This window comes from Lacimicrobium alkaliphilum (genome assembly GCF_001466725.1).
Lineage (GTDB): Bacteria > Pseudomonadota > Gammaproteobacteria > Enterobacterales > Alteromonadaceae > Lacimicrobium > Lacimicrobium alkaliphilum_B.
Map to the genome: position 1 here is coordinate 1,875,477 of NZ_CP013650.1, position 22,541 is coordinate 1,898,017.

The following is a 22,541-nucleotide window of genomic DNA, read 5'->3' on the forward strand; positions in this document are numbered from 1 at the left end:
AGAACAGGCTCTGCTATGGTTTACTGTGGCAGGGCAAAAGTGCTTAGTTCACAGATTGTTCTAAGTGCACGCGGTTTATACCAACGGGTATTAGGCCGTGATCTGGGGGGGACCCCGCGAGCCGGCACTGATGCCGGATAACCCGCCGGAATGTGAATTTCGGTAAATTCTGACTGCAGATGCAGTTTTTCGCAAAAAACGGAAAGAACACCATGAACTTGCATGAATATCAGGGCAAAAAACTCTTTGCCGAATATGGTTTACCCGTTTCCGAAGGGTATGCTGCCGAAACACCTCAGGCAGCAGTAGAAGCCGCTGAGCGTATCGGTGGCAATGAATGGGTGGTTAAGTGTCAGGTGCACGCCGGTGGCCGCGGTAAGGCCGGTGGTGTCAAACTGGTTAAAACCAAAGATGAGATCCGTCAGTTTGCACAGCATTGGCTGGGTAAGAACCTGGTGACTTATCAGACTGATGAACAGGGTCAGCCAGTAAACAAAATTCTGGTTGAGTCCTGCACTGATATCGATAAAGAGCTGTATTTAGGTGCTGTGGTTGACCGTGCCAGTCGACGTATCGTGTTTATGGCTTCCACTGAAGGCGGTGTTGAGATTGAGAAAGTGGCGGAAGAAACCCCTGAGAAAATTCTCAAGGCAGCCATTGACCCGCTGGTTGGCGCGCAGCCTTATCAGGCCCGTGAAATTGCTTTTAAACTGGGCCTTGAAGGCGTTCAGGTTAAGCAGTTTACTAAGATTTTCCTCGGCCTGGCGAAGATGTTTGAAGATCTGGATGTGGCGCTGATTGAAGTCAATCCGCTGGTCATTAACAGCGATGGCGATCTCCACTGTCTGGATGCCAAACTGGTTGTGGACAGCAATGCGCTGTACCGTCAGCCTAAAGTACAGGATATGCATGATCCTTCCCAGGAAGATGCCCGTGAAGCACAGGCTGCCAAGTGGGAACTGAACTATGTGGCACTGGATGGCAATATCGGTTGTATGGTAAACGGGGCCGGTCTGGCCATGGGTACCATGGATATCGTTAAATTACATGGCGGTGCACCGGCTAATTTCCTGGATGTTGGGGGCGGTGCCACCAAAGAGCGGGTAACCGAAGCCTTCAAAATTATCCTGTCTGACAGCAATGTACAGGCGGTATTGGTGAACATTTTCGGTGGTATTGTACGCTGTGACATGATCGCCGAGGGCATTATCGGTGCCGTAGAGGAAGTAGGCGTCAATGTTCCTGTGGTAGTGCGCTTAGAGGGTAATAACGCCGAACTGGGCACCAAAAAACTGGAAGAATGTGATCTGAATATTATTGCCGCTACCAGCCTGACCGATGCAGCTGAGAAAGTGGTAGCCGCAGCCGGAGGTGCAGCATGAGCGTCTTGATTGATAAAAATACCAAAGTGATCTGCCAGGGTTTTACTGGTGGTCAGGGTACCTTTCACTCTGAGCAGGCGATTGCCTATGGTACGCAGATGGTTGGTGGTGTGACGCCGGGTAAAGGTGGCACTGAACACCTGGGACTGCCGGTTTTTAATACCGTGCGTGAAGCCGTTGAAGCCACTGGTGCCACGGCGACTGTGATCTATGTCCCCGCGCCGTTTTGTAAAGACTCTATTGTTGAAGCAGCCGATGCCGGTATCGAACTGATTGTTTGTATCACCGAAGGTATTCCCACCATCGATATGCTGTACGTTAAAGAGTATATCGATAACAAAGGTGTGCGCATGATCGGGCCTAACTGCCCGGGCGTGATCACCCCTGATGAGTGTAAGATCGGTATCATGCCTGGCCATATTCACAAGGCGGGTAAAGTGGGTATCGTATCCCGTTCAGGAACGCTGACCTATGAAGCGGTTAAGCAGACTACCGATGAAGGTTTTGGTCAGTCTACCTGTGTGGGTATCGGTGGCGATCCTATTCCGGGCTCTAACTTTATCGATATTCTTGAGCTGTTCGAAAAAGATCCAAAAACCGAAGCTATCGTGATGATCGGTGAAATCGGTGGTACCGCTGAAGAAGAAGCGGCGGCTTATATCAAAGAGCATGTGACTAAGCCGGTGGTGTCGTACATCGCTGGTGTTACTGCGCCTCCGGGTAAACGTATGGGTCATGCCGGAGCCATTATCTCAGGTGGTAAAGGCACAGCAGACGATAAGTTTAAAGCCCTTCAGGATGCCGGTGTTACTACTGTGCGTTCACTGGCTGATATCGGTAAGGCGCTGCGCGAAGCCACTGGCTGGTAAAGTGCTGAACTGAAATGCAGTATAAAAACCCGCTTCCGAGCGGGTTTTTTTATGCCCGGTGGTTGAAGGACTGACCAGTTGGCAGCATACTGATGGTGTTAATAAAACGTTAAGGACAGACCTGATGGGAACACAGACATTAACCGGATTTCGTTACTCACTATTATCACTGGCCCTGTTGGGGCTGAGCGGCTGTCTCGACAGCGACACCGGTGAGCTGCCGACACCGACGCCGCCGCCCACAGGTTCTCCCGCACCAGCTCCTGAGCCCGAGCCCTTACCACCGCAGCCTGAACTCAGCACCTTTGCCCCTGATGATGAGCCGGTCAGTGCCAGTATCACCTGGACCGATTAAGGTGTGCCCTATGTCAAAGCCGATAATCTCGAAGGGCTGGGTTATGGTGTAGGTTACAGCTTCGCCAATGACAATATCTGTATCCTGGCAGACCAGATTATTAAATTTAACTCTCAGCGCTCGCGCTTTTTCGGCCCTCATACGCCAGGTTCTGATGACAATGCCAATCTTATTAATGATTTCGGTTTTCTGACTCTGGGGATCCGCGATAATGCCGAGCAGAATTACGCTCAGCTTAGTGAACCAACCCGGGCATTACTGGAAGGCTATGCGCAGGGATACAACGAGTATCTTGCTACCACAGGCGTTAATAATATTGACCCCGGTTGCGCCGGTCAGCCCTGGGTACAGTCCATCAGTGCTTTGGATCTGCTTACCTATGCACAGGGTGTGGCCCTGTTGCCCGGAGCCAGCAATTTTGTTGGCGCCATGTTTATTGCCGCACCACCAGGGCAGGACTTTGCACCCGGTCCGGCCTCTGCTGGCCAGCTTCCGGAGAATATGAAATTTGATGTGCAGGTTAATGGTATTCCCGATGCTAACCCCACCGAGGAGGGTTCTAATGGCTGGGCTTTGGGGAGTGATCTGACTGCCAGTGGGCAGGGCATGTTGCTGGCCAACCCCCATTTTCCTCATACCGGTAATCAGCGCTTCTGGCAATTTGGCACAGAAATTCCTGGTCAGCTGAAAGTTGTCGGGGGATCTTTGTCCGGCATGCCGGGCATAGTTAATATTGGCTTTAATAAAGATGTTGCCTGGACCCATACATTTTCTACCGCCGATCACTTTATTTTGCACCGGCTCAGTCTGGATCCGGAGAATCCTGAGGGCACCAGCTATCTGCTGGATGGTGAGCCGGTTGATATGACCACTAAGACGTTGCAGGTAGAGGTTGCGGTGGCGCCCGGTGTGACCACCATGCTGGAGAAAACCAGTTATTACAGTGAATTCGGGCCAGTTATCGTGGTGCCGGGGGCCTTGCCATGGGGAACGGATTTTACTGGTAGTAAAGTGGCTTTTGCTATTAATGATGCCAACCTGCCTAATTTTGATGTATTTGATCACTGGCTGGGCCTGAACCGGGCCCGCAATATCGAAGAATACAAAGCCGTATTCAAAGCGCGTACCGGTATAGTATTTAATAATGCCATGGCCACGGATAAAGACGGCAAGGTGTTTTATATCGATGGTTCGTCCGTGCCGGGTTTGTCGCCAGAGGCGGTACAAGCCTGGTCACGGGATGTGTTTTATCAAAGCTTTAGCCAGGAAGCCGGTCTGACTATCGTACCGGGGAACTCAAGCCTGTATCTGACCCAGGGCACCATAGAGTATGAGCGCGCGCCGAAGTTAGAGCGTACGGATTTTGTGCAAAACTCCAATAACAGTTACTGGCTGACCAATCCGGCCGAGCCTATTACTGACGTGCCGCTTTTATATGGCACCACCAATACTCAGCAGTCCTTGCGCTCCAGAATGGGGCAGAAGATGTTGGCAGAGGGTGGATCAGATAATGGTTTATTTACACTGGCCGATCTGCGCGATGCACTGACCAATAATCGCAATTATTTAGGTGAAGCTATCCTTGATAGCCTATTGACAGCCTGTACCGCCAGAGGTGATGAAGGCGTGCTGGTAGACGAACAGAGCGTCAGTATCGCGCCTGCCTGTGATGCCCTGGCCATGTGGGATGGACGCATGAATCTCGGCAGTGCCGGTGCCATGATGTTCCGCGAATTTGCCACTGAGTTTAATAATGATCCTCAGTGGCGGGTGCCATTCAGCCCTCAGGACCCGTTAAATACGCCCAGAGACCTGGATGCAAACGATAAAGTACTGCAACAACTGGCAACGGCAATGTTGAGAATACAGGATGCGGGACTGGCTGTGGATGTGACGCTGGGTGAAGTACAGTTTGTTGAACGCAGTCTGCCTGACGGCAGCCCTTCGGGCGTGCGCCTGCCCTGGGCCGGTGCCAATAATGTGGAAGGGGGCTTTAATGTGTTTCGTTCCAACATGGCCAACGACGGTCTGATTCTGCCTCGGCACACCTACCCACAGCTACCCGGCTCACAGATGAGTGAGCAAGGCTACCATATTACCTATGGCTCTAGCTGGAAGTTTGTGATGGAATTCACAGAACAGGGGCCAGAGGCCGAAGGTATTCTGACTTATTCTCAGTCAAGAAACCTGCTTTCGGATCACTATTCGGATCAAACGGAACTGTACTCCCAACAGCCTCAGCTACGGCCGATCTATTATCATAATGAGGATATTCAGGCTAATAGCATAAAAACACTGGAGCTAAACAGCAGTCAGGGTGACTAGGTTCCCCTCGCTATACAGTCAAACGCCGGTCAACTGACCGGCGTTGTTGTATTCTGCATCGCTATAATACCTGCTACAATCGGCGTTTTGTTTCTTCATGCACTGATATAGGGGTTCAGATGGCCGAGACTGATGTGCGTCCGACCAATTTTATTCGTCAAATTATCGATAAAGATCTGGCTGAAGGTAAGCACCAGCAGATCCATACCCGTTTCCCGCCGGAGCCAAACGGATATCTGCATATCGGCCATGCCAAGTCGATTTGCCTGAACTTTGGCCTGGCACAGGATTATCAGGGTTTGTGTAACCTGCGTTTTGACGATACCAACCCCGAAAAGGAAAATATCGACTTTGTTAATTCCATCAAAGACGATGTTCACTGGCTGGGTTTTCAGTGGCATGGTGAGGTTTGCTATTCCTCCGGTTACTTCGATCAGTTGCACGGCTTTGCCACTGAACTGATTGAAAAGGGCCTGGCTTATGTGGATTTTTCCACCCAGGAAAAGATGCGTGAAATGCGTGGCACCCTGAAACAGCCGGGCGTGAACAGCCCGTATCGGGATACTTCGGTAGAAGAGAATCTTAAGCAGTTTGCCAAAATGACTGCCGGTGAATATGCCGAAGGCGAATGTGTGCTCAGAGCCAAAATTGATATGGCTTCGCCCTTTATGTGCATGCGCGACCCGGCCATTTACCGGGTGCGTTTTGCCCATCATCATCAGACCGGGGATAAGTGGTGCGTGTACCCCATGTACGATTTTACCCATTGTATCTCTGATGCCATTGAAGGGATCACCCATTCACTCTGTACGCTGGAGTTTCAGGATAACCGGCGCCTGTACGACTGGGTGCTGGATAATATCACTATTGAGGCCAGGCCCAGACAGTATGAATTTTCACGCCTGAATCTGGAATACACGGTACTGAGTAAGCGTAAGCTGATTCAACTGGTCAGTGAGAAGCATGTTGATGGATGGGACGACCCACGTATGCCGACTATTGCCGGTTTGCGCCGTCGTGGCTACACCCCGGCTTCAATACGTGAGTTTTGTAAGCGAATTGGTGTGACCAAGATGGACAATATGGTTGAGATGGGCGTGCTGGAGTCCTGTATTCGCGATGATCTTAATCAGAATGCGGCTCGCGCCATGGCAGTGTTGGATCCGGTTAAGGTGGTGATTGAAAACTACCCCCAGGATAAAACAGAAATCCTGACCGCGCCTAACCATCCGTCCGATGAGAGTATGGGCAGCCGTGAAATTCCTTTTGGTCGTGAACTCTTTATTGAACGGGAAGATTTTCGTGAAGAAGCGAATAAAAAGTTCAAGCGGCTGGTATTAGGTAAAGAAGTGCGTTTGCGTAATGCTTACTTTCTTAAAGCCGAGCGCGTTGAAAAGGACGAACAGGGTGAGATACAGACCATCTATTGCACTTATGACGCCGACACCCTGGGTAAGGATCCTGCCGATGGCCGCAAAGCCAAAGGCGTGATCCACTGGGTCAGCGCAGACAAAGGTGTGCCTGCTGAAATTCGGCTCTATGACAGACTATTTAAACTGCCAAATCCGGCGGCAGAAGAGAATCTTACTGAGTGCCTGAATCCACAGTCGCTGAAAATAGTACAGGGAGTCGTAGAGCCCAGCCTGGTTAACGCCGAACCCGGGAAGGCCCTGCAGTTTGAGCGCATTGGCTATTTCTGTAAAGACAAGCACGCAGACAAGCTGGTGTTTAATCGCACCGTCAGCCTGCGTGATACCTGGGCGAAAATAGAAGGTCAGTGAGATAGTTGTCAGCTTGTAGCCCGTCAAGAAACGAAGCGGATTGCGGGATAGTCCAGAGCTCTGCTGGATTCTTTATAGATGATCTCGCAGAGTCGCTGAGGCGCAGGGTGAGTAGAATATTTCTTCCTTCTCTGCGTCTTGGCGCCTCTGCGCGAGATTAAATTACACTTGTAACAGGCAACTACTTCGGTTGGGCATCCAGGCTCTGGCCGTTGACCTTCAGGCTATTGTCACTCATCAGATACAGATACACCGGCATGATCTCTTCCGGTGTTTTTAACTGCATAGGATTTTCGCCGGGGTAAGCCCTGGCACGCATGCTGGTACGGGTGGCTCCGGGATTAATACAGTTAAAACGTATTGAGCTGCCGGAATATTCATCTGCCAGTACCTGCATCATGCCTTCGGTGGCAAATTTAGATATAGCATAAGCGCCCCAGTAAGCCCGGCCCTTGCGTCCGACACCGGATGAGGTAAATACCACCGATGCTGCCGGTGCCAGCTTTAACACTGGCAATAATGCCTGGGTCATAAAAAACTCACTGTTGAGATTAACCTGCATCACTTGCTGCCATTCCTGCTCAGGAATCTGGCTAAAGGGCCGCAAATTACCTAATACACCAGCATTGTGCAGCAGACCGTCGAGCTGACCAAATTGTTCTTTAATGGTCTGAGCTAACTGCTGATAGTGGTTGGGCGTTGCACCCTCCAGATCCAGTGGCACAATGGCAGGCTCCTTGCCACCCTCTGCAACAATTTGATCGTAAACCGCTTCCAGCTTTTTGACGGTGCGGCCGAGCAGTATTACCTCTGCGCCATGTCTGGCAAACTCCAGGGCTGCCGTTTTGCCAATACCATCGCCGGCGCCGGTGATCAGGATAACTTTGTTTTGTAGCGCGTTTTCAGTAACTTGATATGAAGACATAGTGGATAAAAGCTGTTTTGAACAGGTCAGGATTCTAACACTTAATCAGTCTGTTGTGGGCTCAAATCTGAATACATCGACTTTGTCACAAGCAATTAACAAATCTTTGCAAAAGGCTAGCAAAGTCAATAATATTGCAGTAACTTTAACTGGTCGTACATGTTGGTGAAGCCCACACTGGATCAGTCGGCAGACAGGTTGCCCGGGGGCATCCATACTGGCGAATGATAGACATCCATTGGCTCGGTGGAACAAAAACAAAAACAGGATTTTGGGGAGACACAATGAAAAAATTAATAATAAGCGCGACAGTCGCAGCAGCTCTGGGGCTCTCAGGCTGTGGCGGTGAAGACACGCTGAATGATGTGAGAAATGAAGCGAATCAGGATCCTGCGAAACCCTTCGCCCGAATAGTGTTTGATCCTGCCTCAAGTGATCTGAATATTCCCAATGATCTGTTAATGATTCCAAACGGGAGCTTTTTCGACTTCACCCTGAACACCGAAGGTGATGCTACTTTCGACCCGTCAAATCCTCAGCATGCCTTAAGCGCACTGGATGGCTGGTCGACACATCATCCTTTTCAGATCCGCGTTAACATGCCGGATAGTGTATCGCTTGACAGCCAGTCAGCCGGAGCAGGCGCAATTCGTTTGTATGAAGCCACTCAGGCTCTGGAAGGCGACAGTGCTACCTGCCAGGCTATTGCTGCACAGGCTGCTGCACCAGGATTACCTTGTGAACTGGGTGAAGAACTCACCTGGGGTGTGGACTTTATTACGCAGGTCAGCGATGCCGAAGGCGGCACCATTAGTGTAGTGCCCTTAAAGCCCTTAAAAGCCGCACAAGGCTATATGCTGGTAGTCACTGATGAACTGATGGATTCAGAGGGGCGCTCAGTCCGGGGCTCAAACAGCTGGGAGCTGGCCCGTCAAAACCCCGAGACCAATCCGCTTGGCTCTGCAGAACAAAAACAGCTGCAGAATATTCTCAATTTCTTTATGACTCTGCTGGGTGGTGAAGGTTTTGCCCGGGAAGACGTGTCCTATGCTGCCTATTTCTCGACCCAGTCGGCAGGTACAGTGCTTTCTACCGTTAAGCAGTTACAGATAGGTCGGTTTGCTCAGGCCTTCGGAGCAGCGCTGGCCGGTGGTGCTGATCAGGCTGCAGCAATGCAGGCTGCCGCTCAGTTTTTGCCTGCTATTCCGGTTTCCGAAGCCGCAGTGCCTGATGCGTTCAGCGCTGTCGCGCCGGGTGTGCTGGGTGCACAAACCTGGGCCCAGTTGGGAGCCCTTGGTTTAGACTCTTGTGCTGGTTTAGCAGCAGGCATGTCAAGTGCTAATCCTCAGATTGCAGGTACTGCACAACAGGTATTCGGCCAGTTAGGCGCGTTTTGTGCAGCCAGTATGAAACAGGGGTCAATAACCTTACCCTATTACCTGAGTACCACCAACCCACAGGGGGACTGGTGGCGTGCAGCCTGCACCAATGGCGCAATGCTGCAGGCCTTGGGTCAGGAGCAGGTGGCATCGCTGATTGCTCAGGGCCAGGTGGGTGATAACAACCTGTTTTGCCAACAGGCTTCACAGGGGCAACTGGTTGATCTGGACCTGAGTGTGCTGGGAATGGACGACCCAAGACATCTTACCAAGGTTAATCCGATTCCACAGGCTCAGAGCGAACAGAATATTGAGGTGCAGATTACGGTGCCTGATCCGTCGTTTGCCAATATGATCAATGCCCAGCTTGGTCAACCCGCCATCTCCAAACCAGACAGTGGATGGCCTGTGGTGATATTGCAACACGGTATTACCTCCAAGAAGCAGGACATGCTGGCGGTCACCGGTGCGTTGTCGCTGGCGGGCTTTGCCACTGTGGCTATCGATCATCCATTACACGCCAGTCGTGGATTTGAAATTGGCGGTCAGCCAGTCAATGCATCCAACGGTTTTGGCGGCAGTGCGACGGATTACCTGAACCTGTCCAGTCTGCTGACAGCAAGGGACAATGTGCGCCAGAGTATCGCCGATATTATGGGCCTGAGACTGGGTCTGAATGCAGTGGTAGATACCACTGGCGGCACCGTGGATCTTGACGGCAGCAATGTCTCCTTTATGGGGCATTCCTTAGGTGCTATTACCGGAACGGCTGCAGTAGCATTGGCAAACAACAGCTTAGGTGGCGATCTGGCCAACTTTGACGGTATGTATGCCATGAATGCAGCAACTCTGGCTAATCCGGGTGGTGGCATAGCCGGCTTCCTGCTTGAATCACCTGCTTTTGCGCCGCTGATAAAGGCTTCTCTGTTGTCACAGGCGTTGCCGGAATTCCAACAGGCGTTGCAACAATATATGCAGGCTAATGGTATCGCAGAGGTTACGCCTGAATTGTTGACAGCTTTCTATCCGGTATTTGAGTCTCAGTTAAGCGCAGAGCAATTAGCAGAGGCGAACGCCACCTTCTCATCCTTTACCTTTGCTGCGCAAACGGTGATTGATGCCGGTGATCCGAATAACTATGCGGCAATGCTGGGGGCCAGTACTCCGGTACATATGCTGCTGGTTGTCGGTGATGGTGGTGAGATGAACCTGCCGGATCAGGTTGTGCCTGTTGAGACCAGTCTGCCGCTGTCGGGTGGTAAGCCGCTGGCCCAGCAGATGGGACTGCCGGCTGTGAATAGCACTACCCAGGGAAGTGGCGTGGTCAGTTTCCTTGAGGGCACCCACAGCTCGATTCTGGATCCGGGTCCAAGCGCGGCGGCCACTACGGAAATGCAGCGTCAGTTGGCTACCTTTATGGCGACCATGGGCACCACTATTCTGGTAACAGATACCTCGGTGGTTGCACAGTAAGGCGAGTCAACAGACCTTTTTAGAAAGCCAGGCCAGTTGAGCCTGGCTTTTTTATGTCCAGGGATGGACGGTATGCCGGGGTTGTCGGGAACAGATCTTCGGCGATGTCCGGAATTTCCCGGGCCCACGCGGCAACGATTGAATACCGTCATAATGCCCTTATTATATCCACTGGCTTTTTCGAATTAACGGAGTATCAAGCTTGGAATTTTTATACGAATACGGACTCTTTGCCGCCAAGGCTGCAACCCTGGTCATTGCCATCCTGCTTGCTGTGGGAGGGATTGTTGGTCTGGCGAGTAAACAAAAGCAACGTAAAGGCGAACTCGAAATTCATTCAATATCAGAGCGCATTGATGAATTGAAAGAGCAGGCTAACAACTTATTGCTTGGTAAAGATGAGGCTAAAAAGCTTCAGAAAGAAGAAAAGAAACGAAAAAAGGCAGAAAAAAAAGGCGAATCAGAAAACAAACCCAACCTCTTTGTTGTAGATTTCAAGGGTTCAATGGATGCCCATGAGGTGGACAGCCTGCGCGAAGAGATCACAGCCATACTCTGTGTTGCCAGGCCTGAAGATGAAGTGCTGGTCAGGCTGGAGTCCGGTGGTGGTGTTGTGCATGGTTATGGTCTGGCCGCTTCGCAGTTGCAGCGCCTCAGAGACGCGAATATCCGGCTCACCGTAGCCGTTGATAAGGTCGCCGCCAGTGGTGGCTATATGATGGCCTGTGTGGCGGATAAGCTTATCGCTTCCAAGTTTGCCATTATCGGGTCAATCGGCGTGATTGCACAATTACCAAATTTTAATAAGTTGCTGAAAAAGAATGATATTGACTGGGAGCAGCATACAGCAGGTCAGTACAAGCGCACGCTGACACTGTTTGGAGAAAATAATGAAGCAGGGCGCAAGAAGTTCCGGGAGGAGCTTGAGCAGGTGCATCTGCTGTTTAAAGACTTTGTTGGCGAACACCGCAAAGAACTGGATCTGGATAAAGTGGCAACCGGAGAGTACTGGTACGGCATTCAGGCTAAAGAGATGAATCTGGTGGATGAGCTGAGCACCTCAGATGACTATCTGTTGGCTGCCAATCAGAATCATAAAATTTATCAGGTTAAATATAGCCTGAAGAAAAATCTGATGGATAAGCTTGGTAAAGCGGCCAGTATTGCCGTTGAGTCCACCATTGGCCGCTTATGGCAAAAGTCCCAGCATCCTTATTAACCATTCCACTACAGAGACATCCAGCAACCTTTGAGGCTAATACCAAGTAAAACTGAACCAACTTAGTATTCAAAGGTGCTGGACAGGCAGAGGGCACCAAGTCAGAAAAGGGCTTTAACATCTCTGCGTCTTTGCGCCTCTGCGAGATCAAATGAATAAAAGCTTAAGATCTCGCAGCGGCGTAGCCTGCAAGGAGCGAAGCGGATTGCGGGGTTGAGTCTCCCCGAATTCCGCTTTGCTGCATACGGGCTACAGTTTTATTTATTCTTTTCGAAGTGTTCAAAGTCCACGTCTTCCTCGCGAGTGCCGGCGTCAGGGTCGTTATAGCGGGCTATGTCCAGCTCGCCTTCACTTTTCGCCACGATAGTGGCGACAGTACAATCCCCGGTGACATTGACCGCAGTGCGGGTCATATCCAGTAATCTGTCAACGCCGATGATCAGCGCGATACCTTCTACCGGCAGGCCTACTTGTTGCAATACCATAGCCAGCATAATCAGGCCTACACCTGGTACCCCTGCGGTACCGATGGATGCCAGAGTGGCGGTCAGAATTACCATCAGATAATCGGCGACCGAGAGATCGACTGCATACACCTGAGCAATAAAGACAGTTGCCACTCCCTGCATAATGGCGGTGCCATCCATATTGATGGTAGCGCCAAGGGGTATGGTAAAAGATGAAACCGAGTTATTAATACCCAGTTTATTTCTGGCCGTTTCCAGTGTCACTGGCAAAGTGGCACTGCTGCTTGAGGTACTGAAGGCAAACAGTGCCGCATCGCGCATTTTGCGCATCAGCATCATTGGGTTCATACCCGATAAAACTTTAAGCAATATCGGGTAGGTCACCAGGCCGTGTACAGCCAGCACAAACAGCACCAGGAAGAAATATTTAACCAGGCTGGCAAAAGTATCGAATCCGATAGTTGCCGAGAGTTTCGCCATTAGCGCAAATACGCCGTAAGGCGCCAGATTCATTAAGATAGTGACCAGGCGCATGACCACCTTATTAAGATCTTCAAATACTTTGCCCAGCCTGTCGCCAGCGCTTCCGGCCATGGCCATGGCAACTCCGAAAAGCACCGCAAATACGATGATCTGAAGCATATTCCCTTCAGCCATCGCATTGATCGGATTAGTCGGGAACATATCAATAATCACCTGGGCCAGTGACGGTGCCTCAGTGGCGCTGAACTCCACATCGGCCTGAAGATTAATGCCTTCCCCGGGAGAGACCAGAATCGCAAAAGTGATGGCCAGTGTAATGGCGATGGCGGTAGTAAGCAGATACAGGCCAATGGATTTTCCGCCTAACCTTCCCAGCTTACTGGGCTCACTGAGATTGCAGGTACCGCAAACCAGCGAGATAAAAACCAGCGGCACCACCAGCATTTGCAGGCTGGCGATAAATATCTGACCAATAATATTAAATATACCATCGACCAAAAGTGTATACGTTGAAACCTCAAGGCCGAATACCCCAAACGTAAAATCTCCGCTATCATCAAACAGGTTTCGGAGTAGTATGCCGATAAGTATTCCGGCAATCATGCCGAAAAAGATTCTGGTGGTTAAACTGTATTTTTGTGCGGGGTTGGCCATAAGGGTTCCGGTCGTTGTTCTTATTAGCGGCTAAGACTAACAAGTTTGATGGGTAAGCTGAACTGAAAAAGAACATAAAAGGTTCGGATTTTCCATGCTGATTCAAAACAAGGGAGAAAAGAATGAGATCAACTCTAAGGGCCATATTAGCAGGCCTGGTAAGTCTGGCGATGGTCGCCTGTGGCGGCGGTGGTTCAGTAAGCAGAGATGATTCAGGCGGTGGGTCTGGCTCGGATCAAAACGGTGTTGTCACCATTGAGTTTGAAGTGCTGGATTCATCAGGCAACAGCGTTGATACCAATGAACAACAACTCAGTGCTTCCGAGCCCTGGACTATTAATGCCACCGTCAAAGAGGACTCGGCAACCTCGTCCGGTCAGTTGGTTACCTTCACTCTGCCAGTGGCGGGCTATGCGACACTCTCTCCCTCCAGTGGCACTGCCACTACCAATAACGACGGTGTTGCCAGTATTGAGGTGCGGGCCGGTGATACGGCCGGTGGTTTCAGTGTGGTGGCTACTGCAGCAGACAGTGAGGAATTTACCTTAAACCTGACGTCAGCCGGTGATGGTAATCAGTCTACGGTGGATGTTGCCAAGCTTTCGGTGTTTGCCAGTACCACCCAGTTGCCTTCTTCAGGTTCTGATGAGGTAGAGATTATTGTACTGGCTCAGGACGAGGCTAACGCCTTAATGGAGAATGTTGAAGTCAGTTTCGCAGCCAGTTCAGGCCAGCTTAGCCAGGCAAGTATCACCACAGGTGCCGATGGCACGGCAAGAAATATTCTCACAACCCTTAATGAACCGGAAAATCGGGAGATTCTGATTACCGCCAGAGCCGGAGGTATTACCCGTGAACTGACCGTTAATGTGGTGGGTACTGAGATCCGGCTTAATGCGCCTTCGTCTGTGATTTTGAATGACAGTACCAATATCACTATTAATGTTGCTGATTCAGATGGGCAGGGGATTCCCAATCAACCAGTAACCCTGACGTCAGCCAATGGCAATACGCTTTCTGATGAGACGCCTGTTACCGATGCCACAGGTCAGGTAAGTGTCACTTTCCAGGCTGAGAATTCAGGTGTGGATGTGATTACCGCGACTGCCCTGAACACCAGTGGTTCAGTCAATATCAGTGTGCAGCAGGATGAGTTCAGCTTTACCCAGACGCCGCAGTCAGATGTGGAACTGGGTGATGATGCGTCATTGACGATCACCTGGTTAAGAGAAGGACAACCTTTTGTTGGTGGAGATATCAGTCTGAATACCACCCGGGGCACTCTTTCAGTTACCCAGGGGGTAACGAATGCCAACGGTCAGTTCAGCGTGACGATCAGTTCTGCCAATGCGGGGCCTGCATCCATATATGCCAAGGGGGAAGATGGCGCAGGCAATATCGTCAACAGCAGGGCAGATATGGAGTTTGTCGCTACTGAAGTGGACAATATTATTGTTGATGCGAGTCCAAAATCTATAGGACCCGACGGACAGAAAAGTACCATTACGGCAGTACTCAGAGATCCGCAAGGCAATCTGGTTAAGGGCAAAACCATCAACTTTACGCTGGATGATGTCACCGGTGGTAGTATCGACCCTGCAGTAGCCGTGACGGACAGCAAAGGGTTAGCATCGACAGTCTATACCTCTAATACTGTGACTACGGGTCAGGATGCGGTGGTGGTCACTGCTACTGAACAACAATCCAGTATTGCTGAATCCACCTCAATAACGGTGGGTAACAGGGCGCAGTTTATCTCGCTGGGTACCGGTAATACCATTCAGGAGCCGGATGAAACCAGCTACCTGAAAGTGTTTACTGTGTTTGTTACCGATGTGGACTCTAACCCTGTATCAGGGGCAGATCTGACGATTACCGGCACCCCTGTTAAATATACAGAGCTGCTGGACCCTAATGCCGAACCAGGTGATGACAATTATGGGGTGCGCAGGGCGGCCTTTAATAAAGGCTATTGGTCTCCTTATCCCAGTGAAGAGGACTTCGAATACTGGGTGCCTGTATTTACCCAGGGCTGCGCCAATGAAGACGTAGACAGCGATGGCCTGCTGGATCCTAATGAGGATACTAATGGTGATGGAGAGTTGTCACCGGGTAACATTATCTCTATTGATGGCAATGTAACCACGGATGAGAACGGTCAGGCCCTGATCGAGCTGCGCTATCCACAGACCTATGGTGCCTGGGTAATGGTGAAGATTTCGGTCAGCACCGGGGTGACGGGCTCTGAATCCACCACCAGTCAGTTCTATCGGCTTGGTGTATCGAATGCAGACCTGGTTATTGAAAACTCCCGTCCTAACACCAATCCATTTGGTGACGGTCGTAACTTTGTCGAAGACCCTGATAATCCGGGTACTATGATAGATGATGGTTCAGCCAGAACCTGTACCAATACTCTTTAAGGTTATATCTGAGAGATAAAAAAACCCGCCAATTGGCGGGTTTTTGTTGTTACGGAAGAAGTAAACTCAGCGCTGGAAGGGGTAGACCGAACCCAGTTTAAGAATTTGCGTCAGTTCATCCAGGGCGCTGCGTGATTCCATCAGCAACTGAGGGTCACGCAGATCATCAAAACTCAGTTCATCACGATAATGCTTATCTACCCAGGTGTTCAGGCGTTCAAACTGGGCATCATTAATTAACGTGTTGGGGTTAACGGCGTCCACCTCCTGATCCGTCAGCGCTACGCGCAGACGCAGGCAAGCCGGGCCACCGCCATTGCGCATACTCTGTTTAACGTCAAAGTAGTGGACTTTCTTTATTGGCGTATCCAATGTCACCAGTTTGTCCAGGTAGGCTGAAACCGCAGGGTTTTCCTGGCACTCAGTGGGTGCAATAATCGCCATCTCGCCATTTGGCTGGGTGATGATCTGAGTGTTGAACAGATAGGTCTTTACCGCATCTTCAACAGACACATCGGCCGTGTTGACCTTAATAAAGTGAACCTTTTCCTGGCCAAATTTACGCTGGATTTCGTCCAGCTTAGCCTGGGTGTCGAAGAAAGCCTGCTCATGGTAGAACAGCACATTCTGATTACCCACAGAGATAACATCATTGTGGAATACGCCCTGATCTATCACATCAGGGTTTTGCTGCACATAGACCACATTTTCATCGCTTAAGCCATGCAGGCGGGCAATGGCCTGACAGGATTCCAGGGTTTGCCTGGCAGGGAAGCGCTTTGGTGACGGCTTACTGGTATCAAAGGCGTAGCGTCCATAACAGAAAATCTCGACACCCGGGCGACCATATTCAGTGCAAAGGCGGGTATGATTGGCCGCGCCTTCGTCGCCAAAATGCTCGTTATCCGGCAGGTGGCGGTGATGCACAAAGTATTTCTCATTGGCAAAGGTAGCCTGTAGTATGCGGCCGGTAACGTCTGGCTCCAGCGACCGATGAAACTTGTTGGTCAGGTTGGCCGGGGTAAAATGAACCCGGCCATCGGCGGTATCGGCACTGGGTGAGACGGTTGCGGCATTGGCGGTCCACATACTGGACGCGGAGCAGCAGGCCAGAAACACTTCAGTGGCTTGCTTGGCGGCTTTTTCCAGCACGTCCGCATCGCTGCCGGTAAAACCCAGGCGACGTAGTGTGACGATATCCGGGCGCTCCTGGGGCGCCAGCACACCCTGCAGCATGCCCATGTCAGCAAGGGCTTTCATCTTCTTCAGCCCCTGTTTTGCGGCTTGTCTGGGACTGCTGTTGGACTTGGCATTGTTTAGTGAAGCGACATTACCAAATGACAAACCTGCATAATTATGTGTAGGGCCGACTAATCCGTCGAAGTTGACTTCAAACTGTTTCATTATTTCCCCGATGGTTAAGTGTTTAAGAGGATGCTCTGCCTTCTGAAGCTCCTGAAATGACGTTTTTATGGGGCGGGTCTGAAGCAGAGAAAGTCATTATACGAGTTTTTAACAACCTGCCAAATTTGCATAATGGTAAATCTATGCATAATATTGCCGCCCGTTGAGAGTAAGTGAATAGGGCAGGAAAAGTTCAGCATAAGTATTTTCAACAATCTTTACATTTCAGTAAGTTAGATTGTTTTTGAACGCATAAATCTGCAATCAAAAAAAATTAAAATAATTTGCTGAAGACTGGCTAAATGGGCTTAAAAGCAATATCAGGACACAAATTCAGTCCGATGGAAGGATTTGTTTGTCAGGATGCCAATGCCGAAGCATCTGGATAACATTTGGTCATCTTTGCTGCCGGGTTTGTATGGATTGTGATTGAAAACCTGTAACGCAGTAACAATAACGGTAACACTGCCTCAGCCATTTTTATTCACCTGAGGCGCAAAACTAATACGTAAGAACACCTTGTTTTCCACCTTTTTTATAGATATATCTAAAAAGATGCAGTGCCGTGATGGCACCTTTTGGGCTTTCAATTAAAGTCAGCACACTAATATAAGAGCATACGTTATATGGCAAAGTCTCTGGTTATAGTCGAGTCCCCGGCAAAAGCTAAAACCATTAACAAGTATCTGGGTAAAGACTTCGTGGTGAAATCCAGCGTGGGACACATTCGCGATCTGCCCACTAAAGCACAGGGCAACGTTCCCGCCAAGAAACCAGCCAAAGAGCTTAAAACCTTCAGTGATGACAAGCGTGAAGCCTATTTGCGTGAGCACGAGTACCGCAAACTGGTTGACCGTATGGGTATTGACCCGCAGAACGACTGGGAAGCCCATTACGAGGTGCTCAGCGGCAAGGAAAAAGTCGTCAACGAGCTGAAGAAGCTGGCTAAGAATGCTGACACTGTCTATCTGGCAACGGATTTGGACCGCGAGGGGGAGGCGATTGCCTGGCACCTTCAGGAACTGATTGGCAAAAAGGATAAAGTCTTTAAGCGGGTGGTATTTAACGAAATCACAAAAAAAGCGATACAGGAGGCCTTCTCTCACCCCGGCGAAGTCAATGTTGACAGAGTTAATGCCCAGCAGGCCAGACGTTTTCTGGATCGGGTAGTGGGCTTTATGGTCTCGCCGCTGTTGTGGAAAAAGATTGCCCGGGGACTGTCAGCAGGGCGTGTACAGTCTGTGGCTGTGCGCCTGGTGGTGGACCGTGAACGGGAAATCAAGGCCTTTGTACCCGAAGAGTTCTGGGACGTGCACGCTGACCTGAACCGTGCGCAACAAAAACTGCGCATGCAGGTGGTGAAACAACAGGGCGAAGCCTTTAAACCCAGGAATAAACAGCAGACCGATGCGGCGGTGGCATTGCTGGAAAAGGCAGATTACGAGGTCATCAGCCGCGAATCGCGGCCGACCCAGAGCAAGCCCTCCGCGCCATTTATTACCTCTACCTTGCAGCAGGCAGCCAGTACCCGTTTAGGTTTTGGTGTGAAAAAGACCATGATGATGGCTCAAAGGCTTTATGAAGCGGGTCACATCACCTATATGCGTACTGATTCAACCAATCTGAGCAGCGAAGCAGTGGATGCCTGCCGCGAATATATCGATACTCAGTTTGGTGGTGACTATCTGCCCGGCGCGCCAATTAAATATGGCTCCAAAGAGGGTGCACAGGAAGCTCACGAGGCCATCAGGCCCTCCAGTGTGAAAATTAAGGCAGAGTCCCTGTCTGATATGGAACGGGATGCTCAGCGGCTGTATGAGCTTATCTGGCGTCAGTTTGTGGCATGCCAGATGACTCCGGCTAAATATGATGCCACCACCATCAGAGTTAAGGCCGGTGAATTTGAGCTGACTGCCAAGGGCCGGGTTCTGAAATTTGACGGCTGGACCCGGGTGCAAACCCAGGCCCGCAAAAAAGGTGAAGAAGATCTTATCCTGCCGGACGTAAAAGAAGGCGAAGTGCTAGAGCTCAAAGCGTTGGATCCCAAACAGCACTTTACCAAGCCTCCGGCCCGTTATTCTGAAGCATCCCTGGTTAAAGAGCTGGAAAAACGTGGCATCGGCAGACCTTCAACCTATGCCAGTATTATCTCTACTATCCAGGATCGGGGCTATGTCAGGCTGGAAAACAAGCGCTTCTATGCCGAGAAAATGGGCGAGATCGTCAATGACAGGCTGCTGGAAAACTTCCAGGATCTGATCAGCTACGATTTTACCGCCAATATGGAGCAGCATCTGGATGAAATTGCCGATGGTAAGCTCTACTGGAAACAGGTACTGAATGATTTTTACGGCGATTTCTATACCAAGCTGCTGAATGCGGAAAAGCCCGCCGAAGAAGGGGGCATGCGCGCCAACGAAGCAGTGATGACGGATATTCCCTGTTCCAAATGTGGTCGTCCCATGACCATACGTACCGCCAGCACCGGGGTTTTCCTGGGGTGCTCAGGCTACAGCCTGCCACCGAAAGAGCGCTGTACCAACACCATGAACCTGACACCGGGCGATGAAGTGGTGAAGGTGGATGATGAAGAAGAGCTGGAAACCGAAGTATTGCGCGCCAAACGCCGCTGCCAGCTATGTGGCACGGCCATGGACAGCTATCTGATAGATGAGAAACGTAAGCTGCACGTTTGCGGTAACACGCCGGTATGTAAAGGTGTGTATGTGGAGCAGGGCACCTTCAAGATCAAAGGTTATGATGGGCCGATCATAGAGTGTGACAAATGCGGCTCGAATATGGAGCTGAAAAACGGTCGCTTCGGTAAATATTTTGGCTGCACCAACAGCGAATGTAAGAATACCCGCAAGCTGCTCAGAAATGGTGAAGTGGCACCGCCTAAAGAAGATCCCGTAGATCTGCCGGAATTACCCTGTACCAAGTCGGATGCCCACTTTGTGCTGCGCGATGGCGCCTCAGGGATTTTTCTGGCGGCCCATAATTTTCCTAAATCCAGGGAAACAAGAGCACCTCTGGTTGAAGAGCTGGCCCGATTCCGCGATCGCTTACCAGAGAAATTTTTCTATCTTGCCGATGCCCCGCAAAGCGACCCCGATGGCAATAAGACCATGGTGCGCTACAGCCGCAAAACCAAGCAGCAGTATGTGACCTCTGAAAATGAGGACGGCAAGGCCACCGGCTGGAGTGCGTGGTACAAAGGCGGCAAATGGCAGGTAGACGATAAGCGTAAGGGTAAAAAGTAGCGACAGAAGTTTTCAGTTGTCAGCTGTAGCCTGGATGTAGCGAAGTGGAATCCGGGATAAAGTGTTTTTAAATCAAAAGATTAACCACAGAGGGATAAATCAATTTTAATCTCTGTGCTCTTTGTGTCTGTGGTGAATATTGTGCTTTTCGTGAGGTTGGTGGTGAAAAGGCACTCAACCACGAAAAACACTAAAGACACGAACCTAAAATGACCTCTCGCAGAGACGCAAAGGCGCAGAGAAGTGCAGGATTGGGGTTGTAAAGCCCCTGCGTCTCAGCGCCTCTGCGAGATCGAATTTAATCATGGTTTTCACCGCAAACTCGCAGAGAGCACAGAGGTATCATGGTTTTAGTCGTCCGCTGTCAGCCCTCAGATGTCAGTTTCTGAAGACTGAAAGCTGATTACTGAAGACTTTTCTGACTCCGCGCTCTCTGCGACTCCGCGGTGATATATATTTTTAGTCTGATTGGTGGAAAAGAAAAGGCACTGGATTCCCGCCAACAACAAGCGGGAATGACATCCGGTCATGCCCGAATGTCGTTATCGGGCATCCAGCGCCCCTGGACAAGAGTCATCACAGAGCACACAGAGGGAAAACCGCTTTAATCTCCGCGCCCTCTGCGACTCTGCGGTGAAATCTGTTTTGTGCTTTACGGCGTTATTAAGGGTTTGTATTGATCTCCAGATTACCCCGTTGGGTAGAATATGGTGCGTTTGTGCTGGCGTTTACCGCTGGTTGCATTAATGCTGTGGGCTTGCTGGGCTTCCAGCATCAGGCGATTTCTCATCTTTCCGGAACGGCTACACAACTGGGCTCGGAGATTGCCAATGCAGCGCTGACGGATACGACACATTTGCTGATGGTACTGATCAGTTTTTTGCTCGGCGCTGCTATTTCCGGAGTCATGCTTACTGGTCGCTCTTTGCAGTTAGGCAGACACTATGACTCCTTGCTGGTGATTGAATCTGTATTATTGCTGGCAGCGATCTACTTTCTGCAGCAGGGGTCTGTATACGGGCATTTCTTAGGCTCAGCCGCATGCGGGCTACAAAATGCACTGGCTACGACCTATAGTGGTGCTGTAATCCGCACCACACACCTGACAGGGATATTTACCGATTTGGGTATTATGTTAGGTGAGGCCCTCAGGGGTAAGCCGTTTGATAACCGTAAAGCGTTGTTGTTTATGCTGATTATCATTGGTTTTATTACTGGCGGAATAAGCGGTGCAATGCTGTTTGCCCAATACACATTCCTCACCTTGCTGTTGCCGGCAACCATTTGTCTGATATTGGCATTGGCATACCGTTTTTACCGTTCAACGATTTTACTGAAGCAGCAGTGATGAGGAAATCACTGGCCAGTCAATGCTCAAAGTGATCTGAATGAAAAAACAACATCTGCCACAGAAGACTTGTCCGGCCTGCGAACGGCCGTTTAGCTGGCGTAAAAAGTGGCAAAAATGCTGGGAACAGGTGGTTTATTGTTCCCAGCGTTGTCGAAATCAGCGTGAGAGAGCATTCAACCACGAAAAATACTAAGGCCGCGACGTGATGCTCAACGGACTTTTCAGTATTAAATGACTAACAGCAGAGACGCAGAGTACGCGACGTTTTGGCTATCGCTTGCTTTTAAATCTCCGCGCCCTTCATGGCTATAAGATAAATTTAACAATATAAAAGGCGCTGGATGCCCGATAACGACATTTGGGCATGACAGAATGTCGTTCCCGCGTGCGGTTGGCGGGAACCCAGTGCCTTGTTCTTTGCTGCAGACAACACGAAAAGTTAATGCCATCACAAAGACACAGAGCGCGCAGAAGTATCATGATTTTAGTCGTCCGCTGTCAGCCATCAGATATCAGTTTATGAAGCTATTAGCTGAAAACTTGCCTGACTCTGCGATCTCTGTGTCGCTGCGAGATCTTAAGCTTTTATTCGTTTTATCTCGCTGAGGCGCAAAGGCGCAGAGAAATACAGGATTGGCGTTGTAAAGCCCCTGCGGCTTAGCGTCTCGGCAAGAGATGGCTATTTGTTCGTGATTTTGGTGTTTTAAAAGCTCTGGACCACGAAAGGCACGAAAAACACGAAAGGGGTTAAAGCGTTTAATCATATAAATCTCTGTGTTCTCTGTGCC

Annotated in this window: 15 protein-coding genes; 11 read left to right on the top strand and 4 right to left on the bottom strand. The window is 50.3% G+C overall.

Annotated features, from left to right (window positions below):
• Positions 1–212 precede the first annotated feature (212 nt).
• The 5 genes from sucC to glnS all read left to right on the top strand — a co-directional run bounded on the left by sucC (position 213) and on the right by glnS (position 6,712).
• Positions 213–1,382 carry an ADP-forming succinate--CoA ligase subunit beta gene (sucC, locus tag AT746_RS08610; RefSeq protein WP_062484101.1) on the top strand — a complete coding sequence of 390 codons (1,170 nt, stop codon included), beginning with the start codon at positions 213–215 and terminating at the stop codon, positions 1,380–1,382.
• Positions 1,379–2,251 carry a succinate--CoA ligase subunit alpha gene (gene sucD / locus AT746_RS08615; protein WP_062479189.1) on the top strand — a complete coding sequence of 291 codons (873 nt, stop codon included), beginning with the start codon at positions 1,379–1,381 and terminating at the stop codon, positions 2,249–2,251. The genes sucC and sucD overlap by 4 nt, the downstream gene beginning before the upstream one ends.
• A gap of 124 nt (positions 2,252–2,375) precedes the next feature.
• Complete coding sequence (locus AT746_RS20230; protein ID WP_335338211.1) at positions 2,376–2,606, top strand: hypothetical protein; 231 nt, start codon at positions 2,376–2,378, stop codon at positions 2,604–2,606.
• A gap of 3 nt (positions 2,607–2,609) precedes the next feature.
• Positions 2,610–4,931 (top strand): acylase, encoded by a 2,322-nt coding sequence (locus tag AT746_RS08620; RefSeq protein ID WP_335338212.1) that lies wholly within the window; start codon positions 2,610–2,612, stop codon positions 4,929–4,931.
• A 119-nt stretch (positions 4,932–5,050) separates the two neighbouring features.
• Positions 5,051–6,712 (top strand): glutamine--tRNA ligase, encoded by a 1,662-nt coding sequence (glnS, locus tag AT746_RS08625; RefSeq protein WP_062479192.1) that lies wholly within the window; start codon positions 5,051–5,053, stop codon positions 6,710–6,712.
• A gap of 181 nt (positions 6,713–6,893) precedes the next feature.
• Here the strand turns inward: glnS and AT746_RS08630 are convergent, their stop codons facing one another.
• Complete coding sequence (locus tag AT746_RS08630; protein ID WP_062479195.1) at positions 6,894–7,637, bottom strand: YciK family oxidoreductase; 744 nt, start codon at positions 7,635–7,637, stop codon at positions 6,894–6,896.
• Positions 7,638–7,921: 284 nt separating this feature from the next.
• Between AT746_RS08630 and AT746_RS08635 the strand changes: the two genes are divergently transcribed.
• Positions 7,922–10,489 (top strand): VolA/Pla-1 family phospholipase, encoded by a 2,568-nt coding sequence (locus AT746_RS08635; protein ID WP_062479198.1) that lies wholly within the window; start codon positions 7,922–7,924, stop codon positions 10,487–10,489.
• A 202-nt stretch (positions 10,490–10,691) separates the two neighbouring features.
• Entirely contained in the window at positions 10,692–11,708 is a 1,017-nt protein-coding gene (gene sohB / locus AT746_RS08640; protein WP_062479201.1) for a protease SohB, read from the top strand.
• Between the two features lie 257 nt (positions 11,709–11,965).
• On the opposite strand, the gene AT746_RS08645 is transcribed toward sohB, so the two are convergent.
• The gene (locus AT746_RS08645; RefSeq protein ID WP_062479204.1) at positions 11,966–13,312 is read right to left on the bottom strand and encodes a dicarboxylate/amino acid:cation symporter; all 1,347 of its coding nucleotides are present in this window, start codon (positions 13,310–13,312) and stop codon (positions 11,966–11,968) included.
• 122 nt (positions 13,313–13,434) lie between these two features.
• Between AT746_RS08645 and AT746_RS08650 the strand changes: the two genes are divergently transcribed.
• Positions 13,435–15,735 carry an Ig-like domain-containing protein gene (locus AT746_RS08650; RefSeq protein WP_062479206.1) on the top strand — a complete coding sequence of 767 codons (2,301 nt, stop codon included), beginning with the start codon at positions 13,435–13,437 and terminating at the stop codon, positions 15,733–15,735.
• A gap of 66 nt (positions 15,736–15,801) precedes the next feature.
• Here AT746_RS08650 and astB read toward each other — a convergent pair whose 3' ends face one another.
• Complete coding sequence (gene astB, locus AT746_RS08655; RefSeq protein ID WP_062479209.1) at positions 15,802–17,139, bottom strand: N-succinylarginine dihydrolase; 1,338 nt, start codon at positions 17,137–17,139, stop codon at positions 15,802–15,804.
• 626 nt (positions 17,140–17,765) lie between these two features.
• On the opposite strand from astB, the gene topA reads away from it, so the two are divergent.
• From topA to AT746_RS19630, 3 genes are all read left to right on the top strand, one after another.
• A complete protein-coding gene (gene topA / locus AT746_RS08660) occupies positions 17,766–20,402 on the top strand; it encodes a type I DNA topoisomerase (RefSeq protein WP_062479212.1) in 2,637 nt (878 codons plus the stop codon).
• Positions 20,403–21,078: 676 nt separating this feature from the next.
• Positions 21,079–21,750: a YoaK family protein gene (locus tag AT746_RS08665; protein WP_062479215.1), complete on the top strand. Its 672-nt coding sequence runs from the start codon at positions 21,079–21,081 to the stop codon at positions 21,748–21,750.
• A 40-nt stretch (positions 21,751–21,790) separates the two neighbouring features.
• Entirely contained in the window at positions 21,791–21,946 is a 156-nt protein-coding gene (locus tag AT746_RS19630) for a DUF2256 domain-containing protein (RefSeq protein WP_082633200.1), read from the top strand.
• Between the two features lie 319 nt (positions 21,947–22,265).
• Here the strand turns inward: AT746_RS19630 and AT746_RS19795 are convergent, their stop codons facing one another.
• Entirely contained in the window at positions 22,266–22,517 is a 252-nt protein-coding gene (locus tag AT746_RS19795) for a hypothetical protein (protein ID WP_156413655.1), read from the bottom strand.
• Positions 22,518–22,541: the final 24 nt, after the last annotated feature.

Coding starts and splice junctions, on each gene's coding strand:
- AT746_RS08630 (WP_062479195.1), bottom strand. CDS start 7,637: ATGTCTTCATATCAAGTTACTGAAAACGCGCTACAAAACAAAGTTATC.
- astB (WP_062479209.1), bottom strand. CDS start 17,139: ATGAAACAGTTTGAAGTCAACTTCGACGGATTAGTCGGCCCTACACAT.
- AT746_RS08645 (WP_062479204.1), bottom strand. CDS start 13,312: ATGGCCAACCCCGCACAAAAATACAGTTTAACCACCAGAATCTTTTTC.
- AT746_RS08635 (WP_062479198.1), top strand. CDS start 7,922: ATGAAAAAATTAATAATAAGCGCGACAGTCGCAGCAGCTCTGGGGCTC.
- glnS (WP_062479192.1), top strand. CDS start 5,051: ATGGCCGAGACTGATGTGCGTCCGACCAATTTTATTCGTCAAATTATC.
- sucD (WP_062479189.1), top strand. CDS start 1,379: ATGAGCGTCTTGATTGATAAAAATACCAAAGTGATCTGCCAGGGTTTT.
- AT746_RS19630 (WP_082633200.1), top strand. CDS start 21,791: ATGAAAAAACAACATCTGCCACAGAAGACTTGTCCGGCCTGCGAACGG.
- sucC (WP_062484101.1), top strand. CDS start 213: ATGAACTTGCATGAATATCAGGGCAAAAAACTCTTTGCCGAATATGGT.
- AT746_RS08650 (WP_062479206.1), top strand. CDS start 13,435: ATGAGATCAACTCTAAGGGCCATATTAGCAGGCCTGGTAAGTCTGGCG.
- topA (WP_062479212.1), top strand. CDS start 17,766: ATGGCAAAGTCTCTGGTTATAGTCGAGTCCCCGGCAAAAGCTAAAACC.
- AT746_RS19795 (WP_156413655.1), bottom strand. CDS start 22,517: ATGATTAAACGCTTTAACCCCTTTCGTGTTTTTCGTGCCTTTCGTGGT.
- AT746_RS20230 (WP_335338211.1), top strand. CDS start 2,376: ATGGGAACACAGACATTAACCGGATTTCGTTACTCACTATTATCACTG.